The organism is Agrobacterium sp. 10MFCol1.1, from assembly GCF_000381165.1.
Lineage (GTDB): Bacteria > Pseudomonadota > Alphaproteobacteria > Rhizobiales > Rhizobiaceae > Agrobacterium > Agrobacterium tumefaciens.
Window position 1 is genome coordinate 253,665 of record NZ_KB906078.1, and the last position, 19,780, is coordinate 273,444.

Annotated in this window: 16 protein-coding genes; 6 read left to right on the forward strand and 10 right to left on the reverse strand. The window is 56.7% G+C overall.

The annotated features are described in order from the left end of the window. Positions 1–123 precede the first annotated feature (123 nt). The gene (gndA, locus tag F617_RS0118340; RefSeq protein ID WP_003515289.1) at positions 124–1,554 is read left to right on the forward strand and encodes an NADP-dependent phosphogluconate dehydrogenase; all 1,431 of its coding nucleotides are present in this window, start codon (positions 124–126) and stop codon (positions 1,552–1,554) included. A gap of 68 nt (positions 1,555–1,622) precedes the next feature. Here gndA and F617_RS0118345 read toward each other — a convergent pair whose 3' ends face one another. The 3 genes from F617_RS0118345 to F617_RS0118355 form a co-directional block, all read right to left on the reverse strand. Continuing rightward, positions 1,623–1,949: an RcnB family protein gene (locus F617_RS0118345; protein WP_003515287.1), complete on the reverse strand. Its 327-nt coding sequence runs from the start codon at positions 1,947–1,949 to the stop codon at positions 1,623–1,625. Between the two features lie 192 nt (positions 1,950–2,141). Next, entirely contained in the window at positions 2,142–3,173 is a 1,032-nt protein-coding gene (gene mgrA, locus F617_RS0118350; protein WP_019566254.1) for an L-glyceraldehyde 3-phosphate reductase, read from the reverse strand. A gap of 123 nt (positions 3,174–3,296) precedes the next feature. Continuing rightward, positions 3,297–5,762, reverse strand: coding sequence for a glycoside hydrolase family 2 protein (locus F617_RS0118355; RefSeq protein ID WP_026330935.1), 2,466 nt, complete (start codon positions 5,760–5,762; stop codon positions 3,297–3,299). Positions 5,763–6,261: 499 nt separating this feature from the next. On the opposite strand from F617_RS0118355, the gene F617_RS0118360 reads away from it, so the two are divergent. After that, positions 6,262–7,314: a LacI family transcriptional regulator gene (locus tag F617_RS0118360; RefSeq protein WP_019566256.1), complete on the forward strand. Its 1,053-nt coding sequence runs from the start codon at positions 6,262–6,264 to the stop codon at positions 7,312–7,314. A 21-nt stretch (positions 7,315–7,335) separates the two neighbouring features. Here F617_RS0118360 and znuA read toward each other — a convergent pair whose 3' ends face one another. Next, complete coding sequence (gene znuA, locus F617_RS0118365; protein WP_019566257.1) at positions 7,336–8,322, reverse strand: zinc ABC transporter substrate-binding protein ZnuA; 987 nt, start codon at positions 8,320–8,322, stop codon at positions 7,336–7,338. Between the two features lie 104 nt (positions 8,323–8,426). Here znuA and znuC point away from each other — a divergent pair, with 104 nt between their 5' ends. Genes znuC through zur form a run of 3 tightly spaced genes read left to right on the forward strand, consistent with a single transcriptional unit; the run spans position 8,427 to position 10,556 of the window. Further along, a complete protein-coding gene (znuC, locus tag F617_RS0118370; protein WP_013636162.1) occupies positions 8,427–9,344 on the forward strand; it encodes a zinc ABC transporter ATP-binding protein ZnuC in 918 nt (305 codons plus the stop codon). Next, positions 9,337–10,155, forward strand: a complete 819-nt coding sequence (gene znuB, locus F617_RS0118375; RefSeq protein ID WP_019566258.1) for a zinc ABC transporter permease subunit ZnuB — start codon at positions 9,337–9,339, stop codon at positions 10,153–10,155. The genes znuC and znuB overlap by 8 nt, the downstream gene beginning before the upstream one ends. Next, on the forward strand, positions 10,152–10,556 hold the full coding sequence (gene zur, locus F617_RS0118380) for a zinc uptake transcriptional repressor Zur (protein WP_013636160.1): 405 nt from the start codon (positions 10,152–10,154) through the stop codon (positions 10,554–10,556). The genes znuB and zur overlap by 4 nt, the downstream gene beginning before the upstream one ends. Positions 10,557–10,595: 39 nt before the next feature. Here zur and F617_RS0118385 read toward each other — a convergent pair whose 3' ends face one another. From F617_RS0118385 to F617_RS0118400, 4 genes are all read right to left on the reverse strand, one after another. Then, entirely contained in the window at positions 10,596–11,129 is a 534-nt protein-coding gene (locus F617_RS0118385) for a gamma carbonic anhydrase family protein (protein ID WP_013636159.1), read from the reverse strand. Positions 11,130–11,166: 37 nt separating this feature from the next. Further along, positions 11,167–11,856 (reverse strand): fumarylacetoacetate hydrolase family protein, encoded by a 690-nt coding sequence (locus F617_RS0118390; RefSeq protein ID WP_013636158.1) that lies wholly within the window; start codon positions 11,854–11,856, stop codon positions 11,167–11,169. Positions 11,857–12,203: 347 nt separating this feature from the next. After that, positions 12,204–12,698 carry a ferritin-like domain-containing protein gene (locus tag F617_RS0118395; protein WP_003515270.1) on the reverse strand — a complete coding sequence of 165 codons (495 nt, stop codon included), beginning with the start codon at positions 12,696–12,698 and terminating at the stop codon, positions 12,204–12,206. Between the two features lie 372 nt (positions 12,699–13,070). Beyond that, positions 13,071–14,327 (reverse strand): TylF/MycF/NovP-related O-methyltransferase, encoded by a 1,257-nt coding sequence (locus tag F617_RS0118400; RefSeq protein ID WP_245260819.1) that lies wholly within the window; start codon positions 14,325–14,327, stop codon positions 13,071–13,073. Positions 14,328–14,887: 560 nt separating this feature from the next. On the opposite strand from F617_RS0118400, the gene dusA reads away from it, so the two are divergent. Continuing rightward, on the forward strand, positions 14,888–15,904 hold the full coding sequence (gene dusA / locus F617_RS0118410; protein ID WP_026330936.1) for a tRNA dihydrouridine(20/20a) synthase DusA: 1,017 nt from the start codon (positions 14,888–14,890) through the stop codon (positions 15,902–15,904). Between the two features lie 5 nt (positions 15,905–15,909). On the opposite strand, the gene F617_RS0118415 is transcribed toward dusA, so the two are convergent. Together F617_RS0118415 and uvrA are read right to left on the reverse strand one after the other, a co-directional pair. After that, positions 15,910–16,710 carry a DUF72 domain-containing protein gene (locus F617_RS0118415; RefSeq protein ID WP_019566261.1) on the reverse strand — a complete coding sequence of 267 codons (801 nt, stop codon included), beginning with the start codon at positions 16,708–16,710 and terminating at the stop codon, positions 15,910–15,912. A gap of 56 nt (positions 16,711–16,766) precedes the next feature. Beyond that, complete coding sequence (uvrA, locus tag F617_RS0118420; protein ID WP_003515263.1) at positions 16,767–19,688, reverse strand: excinuclease ABC subunit UvrA; 2,922 nt, start codon at positions 19,686–19,688, stop codon at positions 16,767–16,769. Positions 19,689–19,780: the final 92 nt, after the last annotated feature.

Genomic DNA, 19,780 nt, shown 5'->3' on the forward strand with positions numbered 1-19,780 from the left:
TCGCAAATATGCAAAGCTGATTTGCGTCATCAAAATTTAATCGTTTCAGTCGCCCCTAGCCTTGCCGTTTGTTCATTACAGTGCCACAACACGACCACCTAAAAGCAAGATGGAGGCACATCCGTGGAACAGGCAGAAATCGGTTTGATCGGTCTCGGCGTCATGGGCTCGAACCTGGCGTTGAACATCGCGGAAAAGGGCAACAAGATTGCCGTATTCAACCGAACCCCTGAAGCGACGAAAAAATTCTACGCCGAGGCTGGGGACTTGCAGGGGCAGTTGATCCCTTGCGAAACCATCGAGGAATTCGTCGCCGCCATTCGTCCTCCGCGCCCGATCATCATCATGATCAAGGCCGGCGATCCAGTTGACCAGCAGATGGAAATTCTGAAGCCGCATCTCTCGAACGGCGACATCATGATCGACGCCGGCAATGCGAATTTCCGCGATACGATCCGCCGTTTCGACAATCTGAAGGATAGCGGCCTGACCTTTATCGGCATGGGCGTTTCCGGCGGTGAAGAAGGTGCGCGTCACGGACCGTCGATCATGGTCGGCGGTACCGAAGATAGCTGGAAGCGCGTCGAGAAGGTTCTGACCTCCATTTCCGCCAAGTATAATGACGATCCGTGCGTGGCATGGCTCGGCAACGACGGTGCCGGTCATTTCGTCAAGACGATCCATAACGGCATCGAATATGCCGACATGCAGATGATCGCCGAAATCTACGGCATCCTGCGTGATGGCCTGAAGATGAGTGCGTCTGAAATCGCCGATGTATTCGGTGAATGGAACAAGGGCCGTCTCAACTCCTACCTGATCGAAATCACCGAGAAGGTTCTGCGCGCTGCCGATCCGATCACCGGCAAGCCGATGGTCGATCTGATCCTCGACAAGGCCGGCCAGAAGGGCACAGGCAAGTGGTCGGTTATCGAGGCGCAGAACATGGGCGTCGCCGCAACTGCCATTGAGGCCGCCGTGGCTGCCCGTATCCTGTCGTCGCAGAAGGACGAGCGCGAAGCTGCCGAGAAGATCTTCGGCCTGCCGACCGTTGCAGCTGCACCGGCTGACAAAAAGGCCTTTATCGCCGATCTGGAAAGCGCGCTTCTGGCCGCCAAGGTCGGTGCTTACGCACAGGGCTTTGCCGTCATGTCGGCCGCATCGAAGGAGTTCAACTGGAACCTGCCGATGCCGACGATCGCCCGCATCTGGCGCGCCGGCTGCATCATCCGCTCAGAATTCCTCGATGAGATCACCTCGGCCTTCACCAAGGATCCGCATGTGGCCAACCTCATCGTGACGCCTGCCTTCTCCGGCATCGTCAAGGACACCGACGCCGCCCTGCGCCGTGTCGTTTCCTACGCGGTTCTCTCCGGTCTGCCGGTTTCGGCACTCGCTTCCGCGCTTGGTTATTTCGACGCCTATCGTCGCGCCCGCGGCAGCGCAAACCTTATTCAGGCGCAGCGCGATTTCTTCGGGGCGCATGGCTTCGAACGCACCGACGGTGTCGACAAGCCGCATGGCCCGTGGGGCAGCGGCGCCGACATTTTCTGATCGGCTATAACGATAAACGACAAAAGGCCCGCGCAAGCGGGCCTTTTTCATATCATCCGTCGATTTACTCAGCGTGCCGCAGAAAGGCCGACGATCAGGCCGGTGACGGCGTTGATGAGCAGGAACTGGTTGTCGACGCGTACCCAGCGCTGGTCGCGACGCGGCTCTGCCAGGCGGTAACGGCGATAGTCGCGGCGGTCGACGAAATGACGACGCTCTGCTGGCGAGAGGCGCTGACCGCGATCCCAACGGTGCTTCTTGACGATGACCTTTTTGGTGGTCGTGTGACGCTCGACGGTTACACCGCGATGACGATCGTCGTGGCGGCTTTGTGCCTGGGCCATTGGAGCAGCAAGAACAGTTGCAGCCAGAAGAATGGTGACGAACTTTTTCATGAATGTTTCCTCTCGTGTTTCGATAAGGAGAACTTACGAATAAACGAATGAACGGAAACTGAATTTAAAATTACATTTATGTAATGGTTGTTAATGGTTAGACGGGGACGTTAATCTTTCTGTTGGAGATTTCAGTCCAGCTTTTGCGTCGATCAGGCTGCCCGTTGGAAACCGGGCAGCCTGTTTCAAGTATTAAACGCGTTCAGCGGATTTTGCCCAGAGGTTGATATCCGCGTCCTTCGCGTAACCGTCGATTTCCGCAAGCTCCTCTGTGGAGAAATCGGCATTGTCGAGTGCCTTCACGCAATCCTCGACCTGTTCGACACGGCCCGCACCGATGAGCGCCGACGTGATGCGACAACCGCGCAGCACCCAGGCGATTGCCATCTGCGCGAGCGTTTGGCCACGCCGCTCGGCAATGCGATTGAGCGCGCGGATGTTTTCGACATTGCGCTCGTTGAGGAAGGCGGGGTTGAGTGACTTGCTCTGCGATGCACGGCTGCCATCAGGAACGCCACCCAGATATTTCGTCGTCAGCATGCCCTGCGCCAGCGGCGAAAAGACGATGGAGCCAATGCCAAGATCTTCCAGCGTATCGACCAGACCGTCTTCCTCGATCCAGCGATTGATCATGGAGTAGCTCGGCTGGTGGATGATGCAGGGCGTGCCGAGATCTTTCAGGATCGCGGCGGCCTCACGGGTGCGTTTCGAGTTGTATGACGAGATGCCGACATAGAGCGCCTTGCCCGAGCGCACGATCTGGTCCAGTGCGCCGCAGGTTTCCTCAAGCGGCGTGTTGGGATCGAAACGGTGGGAGTAGAAGATATCGACGTAGTCCAGCCCCATGCGCTTCAGGCTCTGGTCGCAGGACGATATCAGATATTTGCGGCTGCCCCATTCACCGTAGGGACCGGGCCACATGTTATAGCCCGCCTTGGACGAGATGATCATTTCATCGCGGTAGCCTCTAAAATCCGTCTTCAGAATTTCGCCGAAGGCAGTTTCGGCGCTGCCGGGTGGTGGGCCGTAATTATTGGCCAAATCGAAATGGGTAATACCGAGGTCAAAGGCGCGGCGGCAAATGGCCTGTTTGGTCTGGTGCGGTGTGTCGTTGCCGAAATTGTGCCACAGCCCGAGAGAGATCGCCGGCAGCTTCAGGCCAGTCTTTCCGCAATGATTGTATTTCATGGATGTATATCGGTTTTCGGCCGGTTGCCAAACCATGGGTCTTCCTCCACTTGCTGATGAATGGTTGCCGGAGAAGCCGGCAAACCTTTGAAAGATGAGGGCAGGCGCAACGTTGCCTGCCGTTCCGCTAAGGATGGTTAAGCCTTTCGCCGCGTGGTTTCAATGCGAGGATTGGCAGGTATAAAGATCGAAGATACGGAACTGCGGCTGCCCGCTGCCCGCCTTCGGGGTGAAGATGATCCGGCGTGTTTCGCCCGCTGCGAGATCGAACAGATTGTCGGAATAACGCCCGGGCTGATCGGCCTCCAGCATGACGAAGAGGGCAAGACCGGCTGCGGTGACATCGATTTCGAGCTGGCCGTTTTTCAATGTGGCGGTGGAGAACGTCAGCCCAGCGGGCTGGAGCTCCAGAGACTTGTAGGTGTCGCGCACATGATGGCCTTCGCCTGTCATGCCGTTGGATGCTATGAAGTTCCAGGCAAGAATGGAGCCATCAGGCAGGCTGTCCATGTCGATTTCGGTCAGCGTCGCCGCCTTGTCCGTACCGCACGTGCCGTTGGCAGATTTCAGCGGCACGCGGTTACCCTCCATCGTGAGGGCGACAATATTCATGTCGATCTCGACATCTTCCGCGGTGTCGTTGACCATGGAGAAACTTAATCGGCGTCCGTCTTCCGAGGGAATGGCGGAAACCGAGACCGGTTGGAAGAAACGGCGGGCAGCATAGTGCAGCGCCTTCCAGCCGCCGCCGTAATCCAGGCTCGACCATGAGGCAACCGGCCAAGTATCGTTGAGCTGCCAGTAGAGCGTTCCCATGCAATGGGGTTTCAGCGAGCGCCAGTAGTCGACCGCGGTTCGGATGGCCAGCGCCTGCTGTACCTGGCTCAGATACACGAAATTTTCGAAATCCTTCGGAAAGCGGAAATAGCGGAACATGGTGCCAGCGATGCGCTCATTGCCGCCGACATTCTTCTGGTGCAGTTCGATCACCGGGGAGGCGATGTTCATGTCTTTCTCTTCCGCATAGGTGCGGATGACAGGCATGGAAGTGTAGGACTGAAAACCGAATTCGGAGCAGAAGCGCGGCTTGACCGAGCGGTAATTGTCGAACGATTTGTTTTCGTGCCAGACGGACCAGTAATGCATGTCGCCGGAACCATCCGCATGCCAGGCATCACCATAATCGAGGTAGCCTGAAGCCGGGCTGGAGGGCCACCAGAGTGCTTCGGGGGCGGCTTTTTTCAGCGCCTTTTCGATGGTGCGGTTGAGGCGGTCGTAAGCCACGAGATAACGGTCGCGGTTGTTGCGGGGCTCCTCGAACCAGGTGAGGGCACCCACCAATTCGTTGTCGCCGCACCAGAGCGCGATGGACGGATGGGAGGACAGGCGTTTTACCTGATAGTCGACCTCGTGTTCGACATTGTCGAGAAAGTCTTCGCTGCAGGGGTAAAGGTTGCAGGCGAACATGAAATCCTGCCAGACCAGAAGACCGAGACGGTCACAGAGATCGTAGAACCAGTCTTCCTCGTAAAACCCGCCGCCCCAGACGCGGATCGTGTTCATATTGGCCTCGACGGCCGAACATAGAAGGTCTTCGGTTTTTTCGCGGCTGGTCAGCGAATAAAGCGCATCGGATGGAATCCAGTTCGCGCCACGGCAGAAGATTTCTCGGCCGTTGATGCGGAAGGCAAATCGGCTACCGGCCTCATCCTTGTCCGTCAGAAGTTCAATGGTCCTGAAGCCGATCCTGCGGGTGACGGTTTCATCCGGCAACTCCACCGCCAACGTGTAGAGCGTCTGTTCCCCGCTGCCCGCCGGCCACCAGAGCGCGGGGTCTTCCACGAAGAAAACGTGGCGCACCACCGTCTCACCCGCACCCACGCCGCAATCAAGCCGCAGCCTTTCATCGTTGAGGGAAAGGTAGAGCGGAAGGCTGGCCGGACCTTCGGCAAACAGCGTGATTGCCACATGCAGCTCGACGCCGCCCTCGACATGATGTTGTGAGGTGACGACGTGTTCGACCCGTGCCGTATCGAGGCGCTTCAGCAGGATTTTGCCGTAAAGGCCGAGCGGAGCAATCGCGATATTCCAGTCCCAGCCGAAATGGCACTGTGGCTTGCGCAACATGTTGCCGTTGGCAATCGGCGAGTTGCCCTCATGATAGGGAATGTAAAAAGGTTGCCGCGCCTGCCGTTCCGCCCCGGCTGCGATGTTGGAGTGGAAATGGATACGAATGGTGTTTTCACCGGGCCGCACGGCGCGAGACACATCGGGACGGTAACGTCGGAAGCAATTGTCCGAACTCAAGACCGGGACATCGTTGACGAAGACGATCGCGACGGTATCGAGATAATCGATATCGAGATACCAGCTGGCATCAGCGTCATCGAGGATGAAGGTCCGCTCTATGATCCAGTCCCGATGCGCGACCCATTGCACCGCATTTTCATTGGCACCATGATAGGGGTCTGGAATGATGCCCGCGTTTTTGAGTGCGCTGTGAACGTCTCCCGGCACGGTAAGGTCGGTCGTGTAGTCTCCTTCCACCGAGGTCAGGCGCCAGAGCCCGGCCAGATCGATGACGGTTTCGGGCGTGGAGGAAGAAATCATGATGGGACCCTGCATGGACGAATTCAAATAGGATAAGCTGGCCATTATGACGCAGGCTTGTGTCGGAATCTGGGGAAGATGCATGCCCGCCAGCCAGCCGTTATCCAGCTCGCTCAGCTCGGCAATCTCCTCCCTCCGGCAACGTTACCGTAAAACAATCGTTCCGTCATGTCTTCGGAGTGAAACTTCATGCGCGAAAAATGCCCGTTGGTACTATTGGAAAACCACGGGTACGGATGCCTTGATATCTATTGACCTTTGTTTATAAATATCAATTAATTATTGATACTAATTAATCTAGTTTCTTGGCATTGTTTCTCTCTTGAGCGGAAGTTTCGCGAGCGCTTAAGGCCGGTAATCCGGAATAAGTCTGTTCGATATTTTTCACGCCCTACATCGTTATAGCCAAAGGCCCGAAGATCGGATCGGGTGTGACGACGACCGGCGACGTTTGCCTTTGCAAGAAACAAAAAGCTATCTATGATTATTGTTCTGCAAAGCGTGGCGAAATGACATGAACGATACTGGTAATTCCGGCAGGGACGAAGCGAAAGCGACAACGGGCGAGCGCCCGACCTTGAAGACCATCGCCTACATGACGGGTCTTGGCATCACCACCGTGTCACGCGCGCTTAAGGATGCGCCTGACATCGGCGCAGAAACCAAGGAGCGCGTGCGGCTGATTGCCCAGCAGATCGGTTACCAGCCGAACCGAGCTGGTGTGCGCCTTCGCACCGGCAAGACCAATGTGATCGCGCTGGTGCTGAGCGTCGACGAGGAATTGATGGGCTTCACCAGCCAGATGGTATTCGGCATCACCGAGGTTCTTGCGACGACGCAATATCACCTCGTCGTTACCCCTCATACCCACGCCAAGGATTCCATGGTGCCGATCCGCTACATTCTCGAAACCGGTTCGGCGGACGGGGTGATTATCTCTAAAATCGAGCCGAACGATCCGCGCGTCCGTTTTATGACGGAGCGCAAAATGCCCTTCGTTACCCATGGGCGGTCCGACATGGGCATTGAGCACGCCTATCACGATTTCGATAACGAGGCTTATGCCTATGAGGCCGTAGAGCGGCTGGCGCAATGTGGGCGAAAGAGGATCGCCATCATCGTGCCGCCATCGCGGTTTGCGTTCCACGACCACGCCCGCAAGGGGTTCACCCGCGGTATCAGGGATTTCGGCGTTTCCGAATTCCCGTTGGATGCCATCACCATCGAGACGCCGCTCGACAAGATCCGCGATTTCGGCAAGCGCCTGATGCAATCAGACGATCGCCCTGACGGCATTGTCTCCATCAGCGGCAGCAGCACGATTGCGCTTGTGGCGGGGTTTGAGGCAGCCGGTGTCAGGATCGGCAAGGATATCGATATCGTGTCGAAACAATCCGCCGAATTCCTGAACTGGATCCAGCCGCAAATCCACACAGTCAACGAGGACATCAAGCTTGCGGGCAGGGAGCTTGCCAAGGCTCTGCTGGCACGCATCAACGGTGCGCCGCCAGAAACGCTGCAAAGCATCAGCCGCCCGGTCTGGTCCTCAATGGCGCCGAAGCCTTGATAGAAGGAACGCCTGTCCGGATCAGGACAGGCAATCCTTCAGCGAGCCGGCGATGCCGCGCATCATCTTGAAGTATAGATCGGGACCCGGTTCAAGCGTGGCCGCTTCGGGATCGAGCGTCGCAGACTTTGCCGCCGTGCCTTCGGTTATGACGGAGATCAGTTTCGGCTCGAATTGCGGTTCGGCAAAAACGCAGGTCGCGCCAAGTTGGCGAACCTTTTCCTGCATCTCCCTGACGCGATCGGCACCGGGCAGGGTTTCGGGGCTGACGGTGATAGATCCCGCCGTTTTTACGCCATAGCGATGCTCGAAATATTGATAGGCATCGTGGAAGACGATGAAAGGCTTGTCCTTCACAGGCTTGACCGTTTCCGCAATTTCGCTGTCGAGCGCATCGAGATCGTCGATCAGTTTTTTCGTATTGGCCTGATAGGTTTCCGCATTGCCGGCATCGGCGGCAATCAGCGCGGTTTCTATCGTCTGGGCCATGGCCTTGGCGTTGGCCGGATCGAGCCACAGATGAGTGTCGTACGCGCCGTGTTCATGGTCGCCGTCATCGTGCGCATGATCATGAGCATGAGCGTCTTCGCTGTCCGCATGGCCGGCATGTTCTCCATGGGCCTCTTCGCCATCGTCATGCGCCTCGAAAGGGCCGCCTTCGCGGAAGGGAAGCTTTGCCAGCCCCTTGGCATCTTCCAGTTCGACCACTGTTGCCTTGCTGGTCAACGCCTCCAGCGGCTTCTGCAGAAATGCCTCCAGTCCAGGCCCGACCCAGAAGACCAGATCGGCCTTTTCCAGCGTGCGGGCATTGGAAGGCCGCAGATTATAGGTATGCGGTGAGGCTGCGCCGTCTACAATGAGTTGCGGTTCGCCCACGCCACGCATGATTGCCGCGACGAGGGAATGGACAGGCTTGATCGAGACCACGACATTTGGGGCGGCGGTGGCGCCGGAGGCGGCCGCCGCTATTGCTACCGATGCCATGAGCGGGATCACGAACGATCTCATGAAATGCACTCCACTTGAAGAAGTATAGTTATGTTATTACATTTATTGCGTAACTCTATAACGTATGCGATAGCGGTAAGCAACATCGCCGATCGGACAATCCCATGCTTCATTCCGCCCATGAGGGCAAAGAGATACTGGTGTCACTTTCCAATGCCGGCGTGCAGCGCAACGGTCGCTGGCTCGTGCGCGGCGTGGAGTTTTCCGTCAGCAAGGGTGAGATCGTCACGTTGATCGGGCCGAACGGTTCGGGCAAATCAACCAGCGCGAAAATGGCGATCGGTGTCTTGAAGCCGAGCGAGGGCGCGGTATCGCGCATTGCCGGTCTGAGGGTCGGGTATGTGCCGCAGAAGCTTTCGGTCGACTGGACCATGCCGCTGTCTGTGCGCCGGTTGATGACGCTGACCGGGCCGCTTCCCGCGCGCGAAATCGACGCCGCGCTGAACGCCACGGGTATCGCGCATCTGGCAGACGCGGAGGTGCAGCATCTTTCTGGCGGAGAGTTCCAGCGGGCGCTTCTTGCCCGCGCCATTGCGCGCAAGCCCGATCTGCTGGTTCTCGATGAGCCCGTGCAGGGCGTTGATTTCTCCGGGGAGATCGCGCTTTATGATTTGATAAAAAATATCAGGAATTCAAACAATTGCGGAATTCTGTTAATCTCGCATGACCTGCATGTGGTCATGGCGGAAACCGATACCGTAATATGCCTGAACGGTCATGTCTGCTGCCGGGGAACGCCGCAGGCGGTGAGCCAGAGCCCGGAATATATGCGACTTTTCGGTGGGTCGGCCGCCAAGGCGCTTGCCGTTTACAGCCACCATCACGACCACACCCATCTGCCCGATGGCCGGGTGCAGCACGCGGATGGTTCGGTGACCGAACATTGCCACCCCGATGATGGCCATCATCATGCGCATGAGCAGCATCACGACCATAATCATGACCACGGGGACTGCGGCTGCGGCCACGAGCATGACGGACACGCCACTTCAAGCCACCAGCAGGGAGAGCGGCATGTTTGACGATTTCTTCGTTCGCGCCATGATCGCCGGCATCGGTGTTGCGCTCACCGCCGGGCCTCTTGGCTGCTTCGTTGTGTGGCGGCGCATGGCCTATTTCGGCGATACGATGGCCCATTCGGCACTGCTTGGCGTTGCGCTGTCGCTGCTGTTGCAGATCAACCTCATCGTCAGCGTCTTTCTTGTAGCCTCGGCGGTTTCGATCCTGCTGATTTTTCTGCAACGGCGGCAGGCGCTTTCCGCCGATGCGCTCCTCGGCATACTCTCTCATTCGGCGCTGGCGATCGGCCTCGTCATTGTTGCCTTCATGAGCTGGGTGCGCATCGATCTCGTCTCCTTCCTGTTCGGGGATATTCTGGCCGTTACCCGCAGCGATATCGCGCTGATCTGGGGCGGCGGGCTGGTGGTGCTGGTTTCCATGGTGTTCCTGTGGCGATCTCTGCTGGCCTCCACAGTCAATACCGAGTTGGCCGAGGCCGAGGGGTTGAACCCGGAACGCGCCAAGCTCATCTTCACGCTGTTGATGGCGCTGGTGATTGCCATCGCCATGAAGGTGGTCGGCATCATGTTGATCACATCGCTGCTCATCATACCGGCGGCGACAGCCAGACGTTTTTCTTCCACGCCTGAGGTGATGGCTGTGGTCGCGTCTCTGATCGGAGCGGTTGCCGTCGTTGGCGGCCTGTTCGGATCGCTGAGTTACGACACGCCATCAGGGCCGTCCATCGTGGTTGCCGCCGTGATCCTGTTCGTTGTAAGCCTGTTGCCGGCACCGGGTTTTTCCCGCTCCGCAGATGAAGGAGGCAAGTCATGAATGCGCAGAACCTTACCAAAAACCAGTCGCTGGTCATGAATGCCCTGTCGAATGCGCATGCGCCGCTCAGCGCCTATGTGATCCTCGACAAGCTGCGCGACGATGGTTTTCGCGCGCCGCTGCAGGTCTACCGGGCGTTGGAAAAGCTGGTGGAATATGGTCTCGTGCACCGGCTTGAAAGTCTCAACGCCTTTGTTGCCTGCACCCATACGCAAGCCGAATGCTGCTCGCATCACCATGGCACCGTCGCCTTTGCCATTTGCGAATCCTGCGGCCAGGTGAACGAGTTCCACGATCACGAGATCGACCATCGCCTCGAGCGCTGGGTCAAGGACAGCAGGTTCAAAGCGGAAAAGACCACTATCGAAATTCGTGGTCTGTGTGCCGCCTGCGCGGGGTAACTCCGTTTGGCGACAGCGGGCGTTCTTGCCCGCCATCCGTCATTCTTCGATGACTTCCAGATCCTTCGAAAAACGCTTCCAGTTTTCGATGTAATTTTCCGCCGAGCGGCGGATGCTGGCGACGGCCTCGTCATCCAGCGTTCGGACGGCACGCGCCGGCGATCCGACGATCAGGGAATTGTCGGGAAACTCCTTGCCCTCCGTCACCAGCGCATTGGCGCCGACCAGGCAGTTGCGGCCGATCTTTGCGCCGTTCAGGATCGTTGCGCCCATGCCGACGAGCGAATTGTCGCCGATGGTGCAGCCGTGGATGATGGCGTGGTGGCCGATAGTGCACATTTCGCCGATCGTGGCGGCAAAACCGAGATCGCTGTGCACCATCACGCCGTCCTGAATATTGGTGCCGCGACCGATGCTGATTGGATCATTATCGCCGCGCAGCGTCGCGCCGAACCAGATGCCGACATCCTCGGCAAGTATCACCGAGCCAATGACATTCGCATCGGGTGCGACCCAGTAGCGATCCGTGGCGGGGGTCTGCGGCACCCGATCTGCGAGGCGATAAAGCGGCATGGCGGTTCTCTCCCTTTGGATTATGCGCCGATAGCGATCAGGCGACCGTTACGGACAGAGTGCCGACACCGTCTACACCACACTCGATCCGATCGCCGCGCACGATAGGGCCGACGCCCGCGGGCGTGCCGGTCATGATGACATCGCCAGCGGCAAGCGTGAACAGCTTGGAAAGCTCGGCAATCACTTCCGGCACTTTCCAGATCATCTGCGCCAGATCGCCTGTCTGCTTGCGCTCACCATTGACATTGAGCCAGATCGCACCGGTCGACGGATGGCCGATCTTGTCTGCGGGAACGATGGCGGAGACCGGCGCGGAATATTCGAACGCTTTTGCGCCCTCCCACGAGCGTCCCATCTTCTTCAAACCATCCTGAAGGTCGCGGCGTGTCATATCGATGCCAACCGCGTAACCCCAGACGTGGCCCAGCGCATCGCCTGCCAGAATATCCGCACCGCCGCTTTTCAACACCACGACGCATTCGACTTCGTAATGCACGTTCGACGACAGCGAAGGGTAGGGGAAATCCTGACCCGCAGGCAGAAGGTTGTCCGGATTTTTCTGGAAATAAAACGGCGGTTCCCTTGAAGGATCGTGGCCCATCTCGATGGCGTGATCGGCATAATTGCGGCCGACACAATAGACCCGCCGCACGGGGAACATCTCGTTTGTGCCCTCTACGGGCAGAAGAACGGGTTCTGGAACTGGAATGACGGTGGCGGCCATGGGATTTCCTGTCGTCTTTTTTAGAACTGCAAGTCTTGTCCCCCGATTCCTGGGCGATTTCCAGTTCAAAATGACCGCAGCCGTAAAGAGGTAGTTCCGGTATAGACAAGCGCTTGCAAACGGCGAAAAAATCTTAGCCTTGGCACCCGATGATCGAATTTGCTCAGTGAAAATAGCAGCTCTTACAGGTCTCTCGATTCGGCGGTTACGAGGTGTGAAATTTAGGCTCGCGTCGAGGCTGCAGTAAGGTGGGCTCAAGATGAGACTTGAAGGAGGGGTAGGGCTCGCGTTTTAAGTGTTCAAAAAAGTAAGGTCTCCCAAATTGGGGAGACCTTCGCAAACGCGAGTTACGCAGCTTTCTTGGCGGCGGACGTCTTATTGATGGCCGTCACCGCAAGGTTAGTCAGCTTGTTGTTCGTCGCTTTCTCCTGGTCGAGGATTTCGCTCAGAATTTTGTGGGCTTCATCGTGGCCGAGATCCTTCGCCCATTCGCGGAGCGAACCGTAGCGAGCGATCTCGTAGTGCTCGACTGCCTGGCAGGCCGCCAAGAGGCCAGCGTCGAGCGCAGTTCCTTCTGCCTCCTCCATGAGACCTTCGGCCTCCTTGATCAAGCCCTCAATGGCGTCGCACTTTTCCCCGGAGGCTTTCTTGCCAATGGATTTAAAGACCTGGTCAAGCTTCTTGATCTGATCCCTGGTCTCTGCAAGGTGATCTTCGGCGGCCTTCTTTAGTTCGGCACTTTTGGCTGCCTTCGCGACTTTGGGCAACGCTTTCGTTATGGCGTTCTCCGCGTAGTAGACGTCCTGCAATGTGTGCTCGAAAATGTCCGCAAGTGTTTTCATGGGATTCCTCCGGTTTGTTGATTACCATTTAGACAATGCGCAGTTGCGGGCTTAGTTCCCTTCCCGTCACCACCTGGTAGCCGAAACACAAAGACAATCACATATTCGCGCCCGACCTCCTTGTCAGACGAATTCCCGGCTGGCCGACCGAACTTAATCTTCTTTTGCGGCAGGAGCAGGTGGGTACCGCCAGCGACCAGACGATCGTTCAGAGGCCGAGTTCTCCGCCCTGATATATGTGCGAGTTTGCAAGACGATCCTCGGAAAACTCAATCGTTGATCATCGCTTGGTCGGTAGCGTACCCCGTCAGAAAAGCCAGCGGCAAAAAAAAGACCCGAGACCTTCTCGAAATGGGGCAATGGCCAGTTTCTCTACTCAACCTCTATCTTCAATTTGTGAATCGCAAGTCCAAGCGGACGCGTATCCTCACTTGATGGCTTCAGGGAATGTGGAGATGTAAAAAACTCGGGTCTAAATTCGAAGAAGATAGTCGGGGGAGATTCATCATTCTGGTCCCTTCGCAGCAAGTGTAAAGGAATGATCAATTCCCGATCGCCACGTTTATTTTTGGATGTAAATTTCCACTCGGCAATATTGGTACCATCGACCAGAACGGCAACAGTCTGCTCTATCTGTCTGCCAAGTAAGAGAGCATCGACATCAAATATCAGTCTAATGGCTGTTTCCGGTACGAATGGAATTATCAAGGACATCGTATGGCGATCGCCCAGGCCCCAGACACCCCAGTCTTCAACTTCAGCCCATCCGTCTTTCAAATAAGTTTTTAAAACTCGGGGGGGAACCCAGGATCCTACCGACAAATCATGAAGTCGCTTAATTCGCCAATTGTTGAATTTATCGGAAGATGCCCGTGCCTTTCGCACTATCGCACTGCCGCCGCTGTCCGCTAATGGTATCAAGCATTCAGGCTTGTCTGAAAAGAACTCGTCAGCTGCATTCTCGGCGCCATCCCAGTGCAAGCTCGAATAATCATGGACAACGATAAACCCACCTTCGACCATTCTTGGGTAGAAATAGTTCAGCGCACTCATCATCGGATTGTAAAGGTCGCAATCAAGATGAACGACGGAAAACGTTAGGTTGTCCGGAATTTGCGTAGCCGACTCTGGAAAATACCCTTTTACGTAGACGACATTGTCCTCGCCAACAAATTCCCGCACCTTTTCAAGACTGGTATCGGAAAACTGCAAAGGGATCGATGAATCAATGCCCTGGATATCTTTCGGATCGAAGCCTTCGAACGTATCAAACAGATATGCAGTACGCCCCAGCGCCCTTGCGAAATTCGCCAATATATAAGATGTGTTTCCCTTATATACTCCAAGTTCAGCGATATCACCCGATATATTTTCTTTTTTAATTTGATCATATATGAGGCAAAACGTGAAGAAGCGGTTCATGTCACGTTTATGATGCTCTTCATTGTGAGTAAAGCCGCTCGACAATGCTTTGGGATCGAGCTGATACTCTATCTTTTTGTACCTGTGAAGATTTACGGAATAGCGATGTGGAACAGTTGAGTAAAAATCAGTCGGCCATGATTTTTCAAGCTCCGCCTCACGAGAACTTTGAAACAAACTTTTCAAAAATTTCGAACCAAAACTCATCCGCGCCCCACAAAAATTAATATTACGTCGATCAGAGAATACTGGTCAGGCGATTATATAATTTCTCATTTCGGAACCGAACTTCGGTCCGACTCTATGAGCCCGAAAAGTAATCTCCATTAAGAATTGGACGACGCCCGCGCTGCTTGGCGTATTGGTACGTGTTTAGTGCCGTCTACGACCACTAATGCGCGACCTTGGGAATTGTTCCCAGAACGAGCTGAGGCTCGTCACGAGCGGCACCATCGCCCACAATTTTTGACCTAGCGATCGCTCGCATCGGATAGTGTTAAGCGATCCGAATTCAACCGTTCAAGCCCACCAGCCTCATCGATTTCGCTCTAGATAAACCGTATATGCTTCAGCGTTAGGGTTCTGGTCGAATTTCTTCGCTTTGTTAAAAACTACACGCTTGCCTTTTTTTCAAAGGATCTGCGCGGTATAATCAATCGAGACGTCTATTATCTTCTTGCCGTGATAGTGACCAAGAGTCATGAACATTGGTGCTGCTCGATGAAAAACTATCACAGAATTTTACCCTAGTAAGCGAGCGTAAATAGTTGAATTTCTACAAAAAAGCGGTGACATCAGGGTCTCGCATCTTTGCCGTGGCCCCGATGATCGACTGGACCGATACGAGGTGCAGATTTCTGCACCGGCAATTGTCGAAGCGTGCGCTGCTTTATACGGAAATGATCGTTGCCGACGCCATCATCCATGGCCAGCGCGACAGGTTGCTCAACTATCACACTCAGGAACATCCGGTCGCATTGCAACTCGGTGGGTCGGATCCGGTCAAGCTTTCGGAGGCGGTGCGGATCGCCGGCGATTATGGCTATGACGAGATCAACCTTAATGTCGGCTGTCCTTCGGACCGGGTGCAATCCGGCACTTTCGGCGCATGTCTGATGCGCGAGCCAGAGATTGTCGCGCAATGCGTGGCGGCAATGAAGGCTGTTGCGAAGGTGCCGGTCACGGTCAAATGCCGCATCGGCGTGGACGATCAGGAGCCGGAAGCCGTGCTGCCGGATTTTCTTTCGCGGGTTGTGGCGGCGGGCGCGGATGCGGTCTGGATCCATGCGCGCAAGGCTTGGCTGCAAGGGCTTTCGCCGAAGGAAAACCGTGAGGTGCCGCCGCTCGATTATGATCTCGTCTATCGCATGAAGCGGGAAAATCCTGACATCTTCATCGGCATCAACGGCGGTATCTCCGATCTCGATCAGGCAAGCCTCCATCTGCACCATATGGACGGCGTGATGCTTGGCCGTGCGGCCTATCACAATACGTCCATCCTTGCCGATGTCGACCATCGCATTTATGGCGAAGAGGCCCGGCAAGCTGACTGGATGGGGCTGCGTGATGCGATGATAGCCTACGCCGCCGACTACATCGCCGCCGGCGGGCGCCTCAACCACGTTACCCGCCACATGGTCGGCCTGTTTCAGGGCATGCCCGGCGCGCGCCGTTTCCGGCAAATCCTTTCAAGCGACGCCACACGGCCGGGCGCTGGAACCGAGGTGATCGAGGCGGCGTTCGCGGCAGTCGATTTCAACCCGGCGAAAGAAATGGCTGGCTGAGCCAGTCAGATCAATTTCTGCAATACCTGTGCGCCGTTTGGTGCATTGACCTTGCCGCCGGTGATGAAGAAAGCGAAGACATCGCGAGGGGTCTTATCGACTTTTCTATCGGGAGCGATCAGCGGCAGGTCATCCGGAACACCGCCCGCCGCATAGGTCTTGACCCGTTTTGCCCAATGGTCAATCTCGGCCTTCGGATAACAGGTCTCGATATCGTCTTCGCCCTTTTGCAGGCGGCAATAGACGAAATCGGCAGTTACGTCAGGCAGCATCGGATAATCGTGATGGTCGGCGCAGACGACCGCGACCTTGTGTTTGGCGAGAAGATCGATGAATTCCGGCACCTGAAATGTCGGGTTTCGCACTTCGACCACGTGGCGAAGGCTAATGCCGTCCTGTTTTTCGGGCAGCAATGCCAGAAACGCCCCGAAATCCTCGGCGTCGAATTTTTTAGTCGGCGCGAATTGCCAGAGAATCGGGCCGAGATGGTGGCCGAGCTCCGTCAGTCCCTGCGTCAGGAACTTCGTCATGGATTCACCCGCCTCGGCCAGCACCTTGCGGTTGGTGACGAAGCGGCTTGCCTTCAGGGAGAAAACGAAATCCTCAGGCACGTCCGCCGCCCATTTGGCGAAGGTCTCGGGTTTCTGGCTGCTATAATAGGTGCCGTTCACCTCGATCGCCGTCAATTGCCGGCTAGCATGTTCCAGCTGGCGTTTCTTCGGCAGTTTTTCCGGATAAAACGTGCCTTCCCACGGCTCGAAAGTCCAGCCGCCGATACCGGTGCGGATCGTGCCTGATGTCGACATATACTGTTCCTCCTCGGGCTATCGGCCTTACGTACCCTTGCTGCGAAAGGTGCGGATTACTCCGCAGCCTCGCGTTTTCCGGCTGGCCGGCGTTCCAGAAGTTCCTTCAGGAAATGGCCGGTATAGGAGCGCTCGTTCTTGACGATGTCTTCCGGCGTTCCGGTTGCCACCACTTCGCCGCCGCCCGTGCCGCCTTCGGGGCCAATATCGATGATCCAGTCGGCCGTCTTGATGACTTCGAGATTGTGCTCGATTACCACGACGGAATTGCCCTGATCCACCAGCGCCTGCAGCATTTCCAAAAGCTTGTTGACGTCGTGGAAATGGAGACCCGTCGTCGGCTCATCAAGGATGTAAAGCGTGCGGCCGGTGGAGCGTTTCGACAGTTCCTTGGCGAGCTTGACGCGCTGCGCCTCGCCGCCGGAGAGCGTATTGGCCTGCTGGCCGACCTTGATGTAACCGAGACCGACATCGAACAACGCTTGCAGCTTGTCACGCACGGCCGGAACGGCGGCGAAGAATTCAACGCCTTCTTCCACCGTCATATCAAGCACGTCGGCAATGGACTTGCCCTTGAAGGTCACATCCAGCGTCTCGCGATTATAACGTTTCCCGTGGCAGACGTCGCAGGTGACATAGACATCAGGCAGGAAGTGCATCTCGATCTTGATGACGCCGTCGCCCTGGCAGGCTTCGCAGCGGCCGCCCTTGACGTTGAAGGAGAAACGGCCAGGTGCATAACCGCGCGCCTTCGCCTCCGGCAGACCGGCGAACCAGTCACGGATCGGCGTGAATGCGCCGGTGTAGGTGGCGGGGTTTGATCGTGGCGTGCGGCCGATTGGCGACTGGTCGATATCGATCACCTTGTCGATGAATTCGAAACCATCGATGCGGTCATGCTCGGCCGGAATTTCGCGCGCGCCCATCACCCGGCGTGCTGCCGACTTATAGAGCGTCTCGATCAGGAAGGTGGATTTGCCACCACCCGACACGCCGGTAACGGCGGTGAAAACGCCAAGGGGAACGGCCGCAGTCACATTCTTCAGGTTGTTGCCGCGTGCGCCAAAAACCTTGATTTCGCGGCCCTTTTTCGGCTTGCGGCGTTCTGCCGGCACGGCGACGCCAAGTTCGCCGGATAGATATTTGCCGGTCAGCGATTTCGGATTGGCCATCACCTCCTGCGGCGTGCCTTCGGCGATGACCTGACCGCCGTGAATGCCGGCGGCGGGGCCGATATCGACAACGTAATCCGCCGTCAGAATGGCATCCTCGTCGTGTTCGACCACAATCACCGTATTGCCGATATCACGCAGATGTTTCAGCGTATCGAGCAGACGGGCATTGTCACGCTGATGCAGGCCGATGGACGGCTCATCCAGAACATAGAGAACGCCGGTGAGGCCGGAGCCGATCTGCGAAGCAAGCCGGATGCGCTGGCTTTCTCCGCCGGAAAGCGTGCCGGAATTGCGTGACAGGCTGAGATAATCCAGCCCGACATCGTTGAGGAATCGCAGACGTTCGCGGATTTCCTTGAGGATGCGAACCGCGATCTCGTTCTGTTTGGCGTTCAGATTTTCCGGCAGCGTCTCGAACCAGTCGCGTGCCATACGGATCGACATCTGGGTGACTTCGCCGATGTGCATCCTGTTGATCTTGACGGCGAGCGCTTCCGGCTTCAGGCGATAGCCGGCGCAGGCCGGGCAGGGGGCTGCCGACATATAACGCTCGATTTCCTCGCGCGCCCAGGCGCTGTCGGTCTCTTTCCAGCGACGCTCCAGATTGGGAACGATGCCTTCGAAATTCTTCACCGTCTTGTAGGAGCGCGCGCCGTCCTGATAGTTGAACTCGATCTTGTCGTCAGTGCCCTGAAGAATGGCGTGCTGCGCCTCTTTAGAAAGGTCCGTCCATTTGCTCGACAGCTTGAAACCGAAGGCCTTGCCCAGCGCCTCCAGCGTCTGGTTGTAATAGGGGGAAGACGATTTGGCCCAGGGGGCGATCGCGCCATCCCGCAGGGTGCGTGCAGGTTCGGGCACGATCAGGTTTTCGTCCACCTTCTGCTGCGAGCCGAGACCGTCACAGGTGGGGCAGGCGCCGAAGGGATTGTTGAAGGAGAAAAGCCGGGGCTCGATTTCCGGGATGGTGAAGCCGGAGACCGGGCAGGCGAATTTTTCCGAAAACAGCATACGCTCGTGGGTCTCATTGAGCGATTTGTTTGCGGAGCCGCCAGCCGAGGTTTCTTCCGGCGGCAGGGGCTTGTCGGCAAATTCGGCCACTGCCAACCCGTCGGCAAGCTTGAGGCAGGTCTCGAGACTGTCGGCAAGGCGTGCTGCCATATCCGGGCGCACGACGGCGCGGTCCACCACCACATCGATATCGTGTTTGTACTTCTTGTCGAGGACGGGAACGTCAGCGATTTCGTAGAACTGGCCATCCACCTTGACGCGCTGGAAGCCCTTCTTCATCAGCTCGGCGAGTTCCTTTTTATATTCGCCTTTGCGGCCGCGCACGATCGGCGCGAGAATATAAAGGCGCGTGCCTTCCTCGAAGGCAAGGATACGGTCGACCATCTGGCTGACCGTCTGGCTTTCGATCGGCAGGCCCGTCGCCGGCGAGTAGGGCACACCAACACGCGCAAACAGCAAGCGCATATAGTCGTAGATTTCCGTGACCGTGCCGACCGTGGAGCGCGGGTTCTTCGAGGTGGTTTTCTGCTCGATGGAAATCGCCGGAGAAAGCCCCTCGATGCGGTCTACATCCGGCTTCTGCATCATTTCGAGGAACTGGCGCGCATAGGCCGAGAGGCTCTCGACATAACGGCGCTGGCCCTCGGCATAGATTGTGTCGAAGGCGAGCGACGACTTGCCCGAGCCGGAGAGCCCGGTCATGACGATCAGCTTATTGCGCGGTAGATCCAGATCGATACCCTTGAGGTTATGCTCACGGGCACCACGGATGGAAATCGTCTTCAGTTCACTCATGATAAAGCTCGGACAAAATTAACAGGCCTGATGGCGGCGCGTCCTTATGTAGTGACGCAACCGGACGTGTCGAGGTTTATTCCCTATCGATC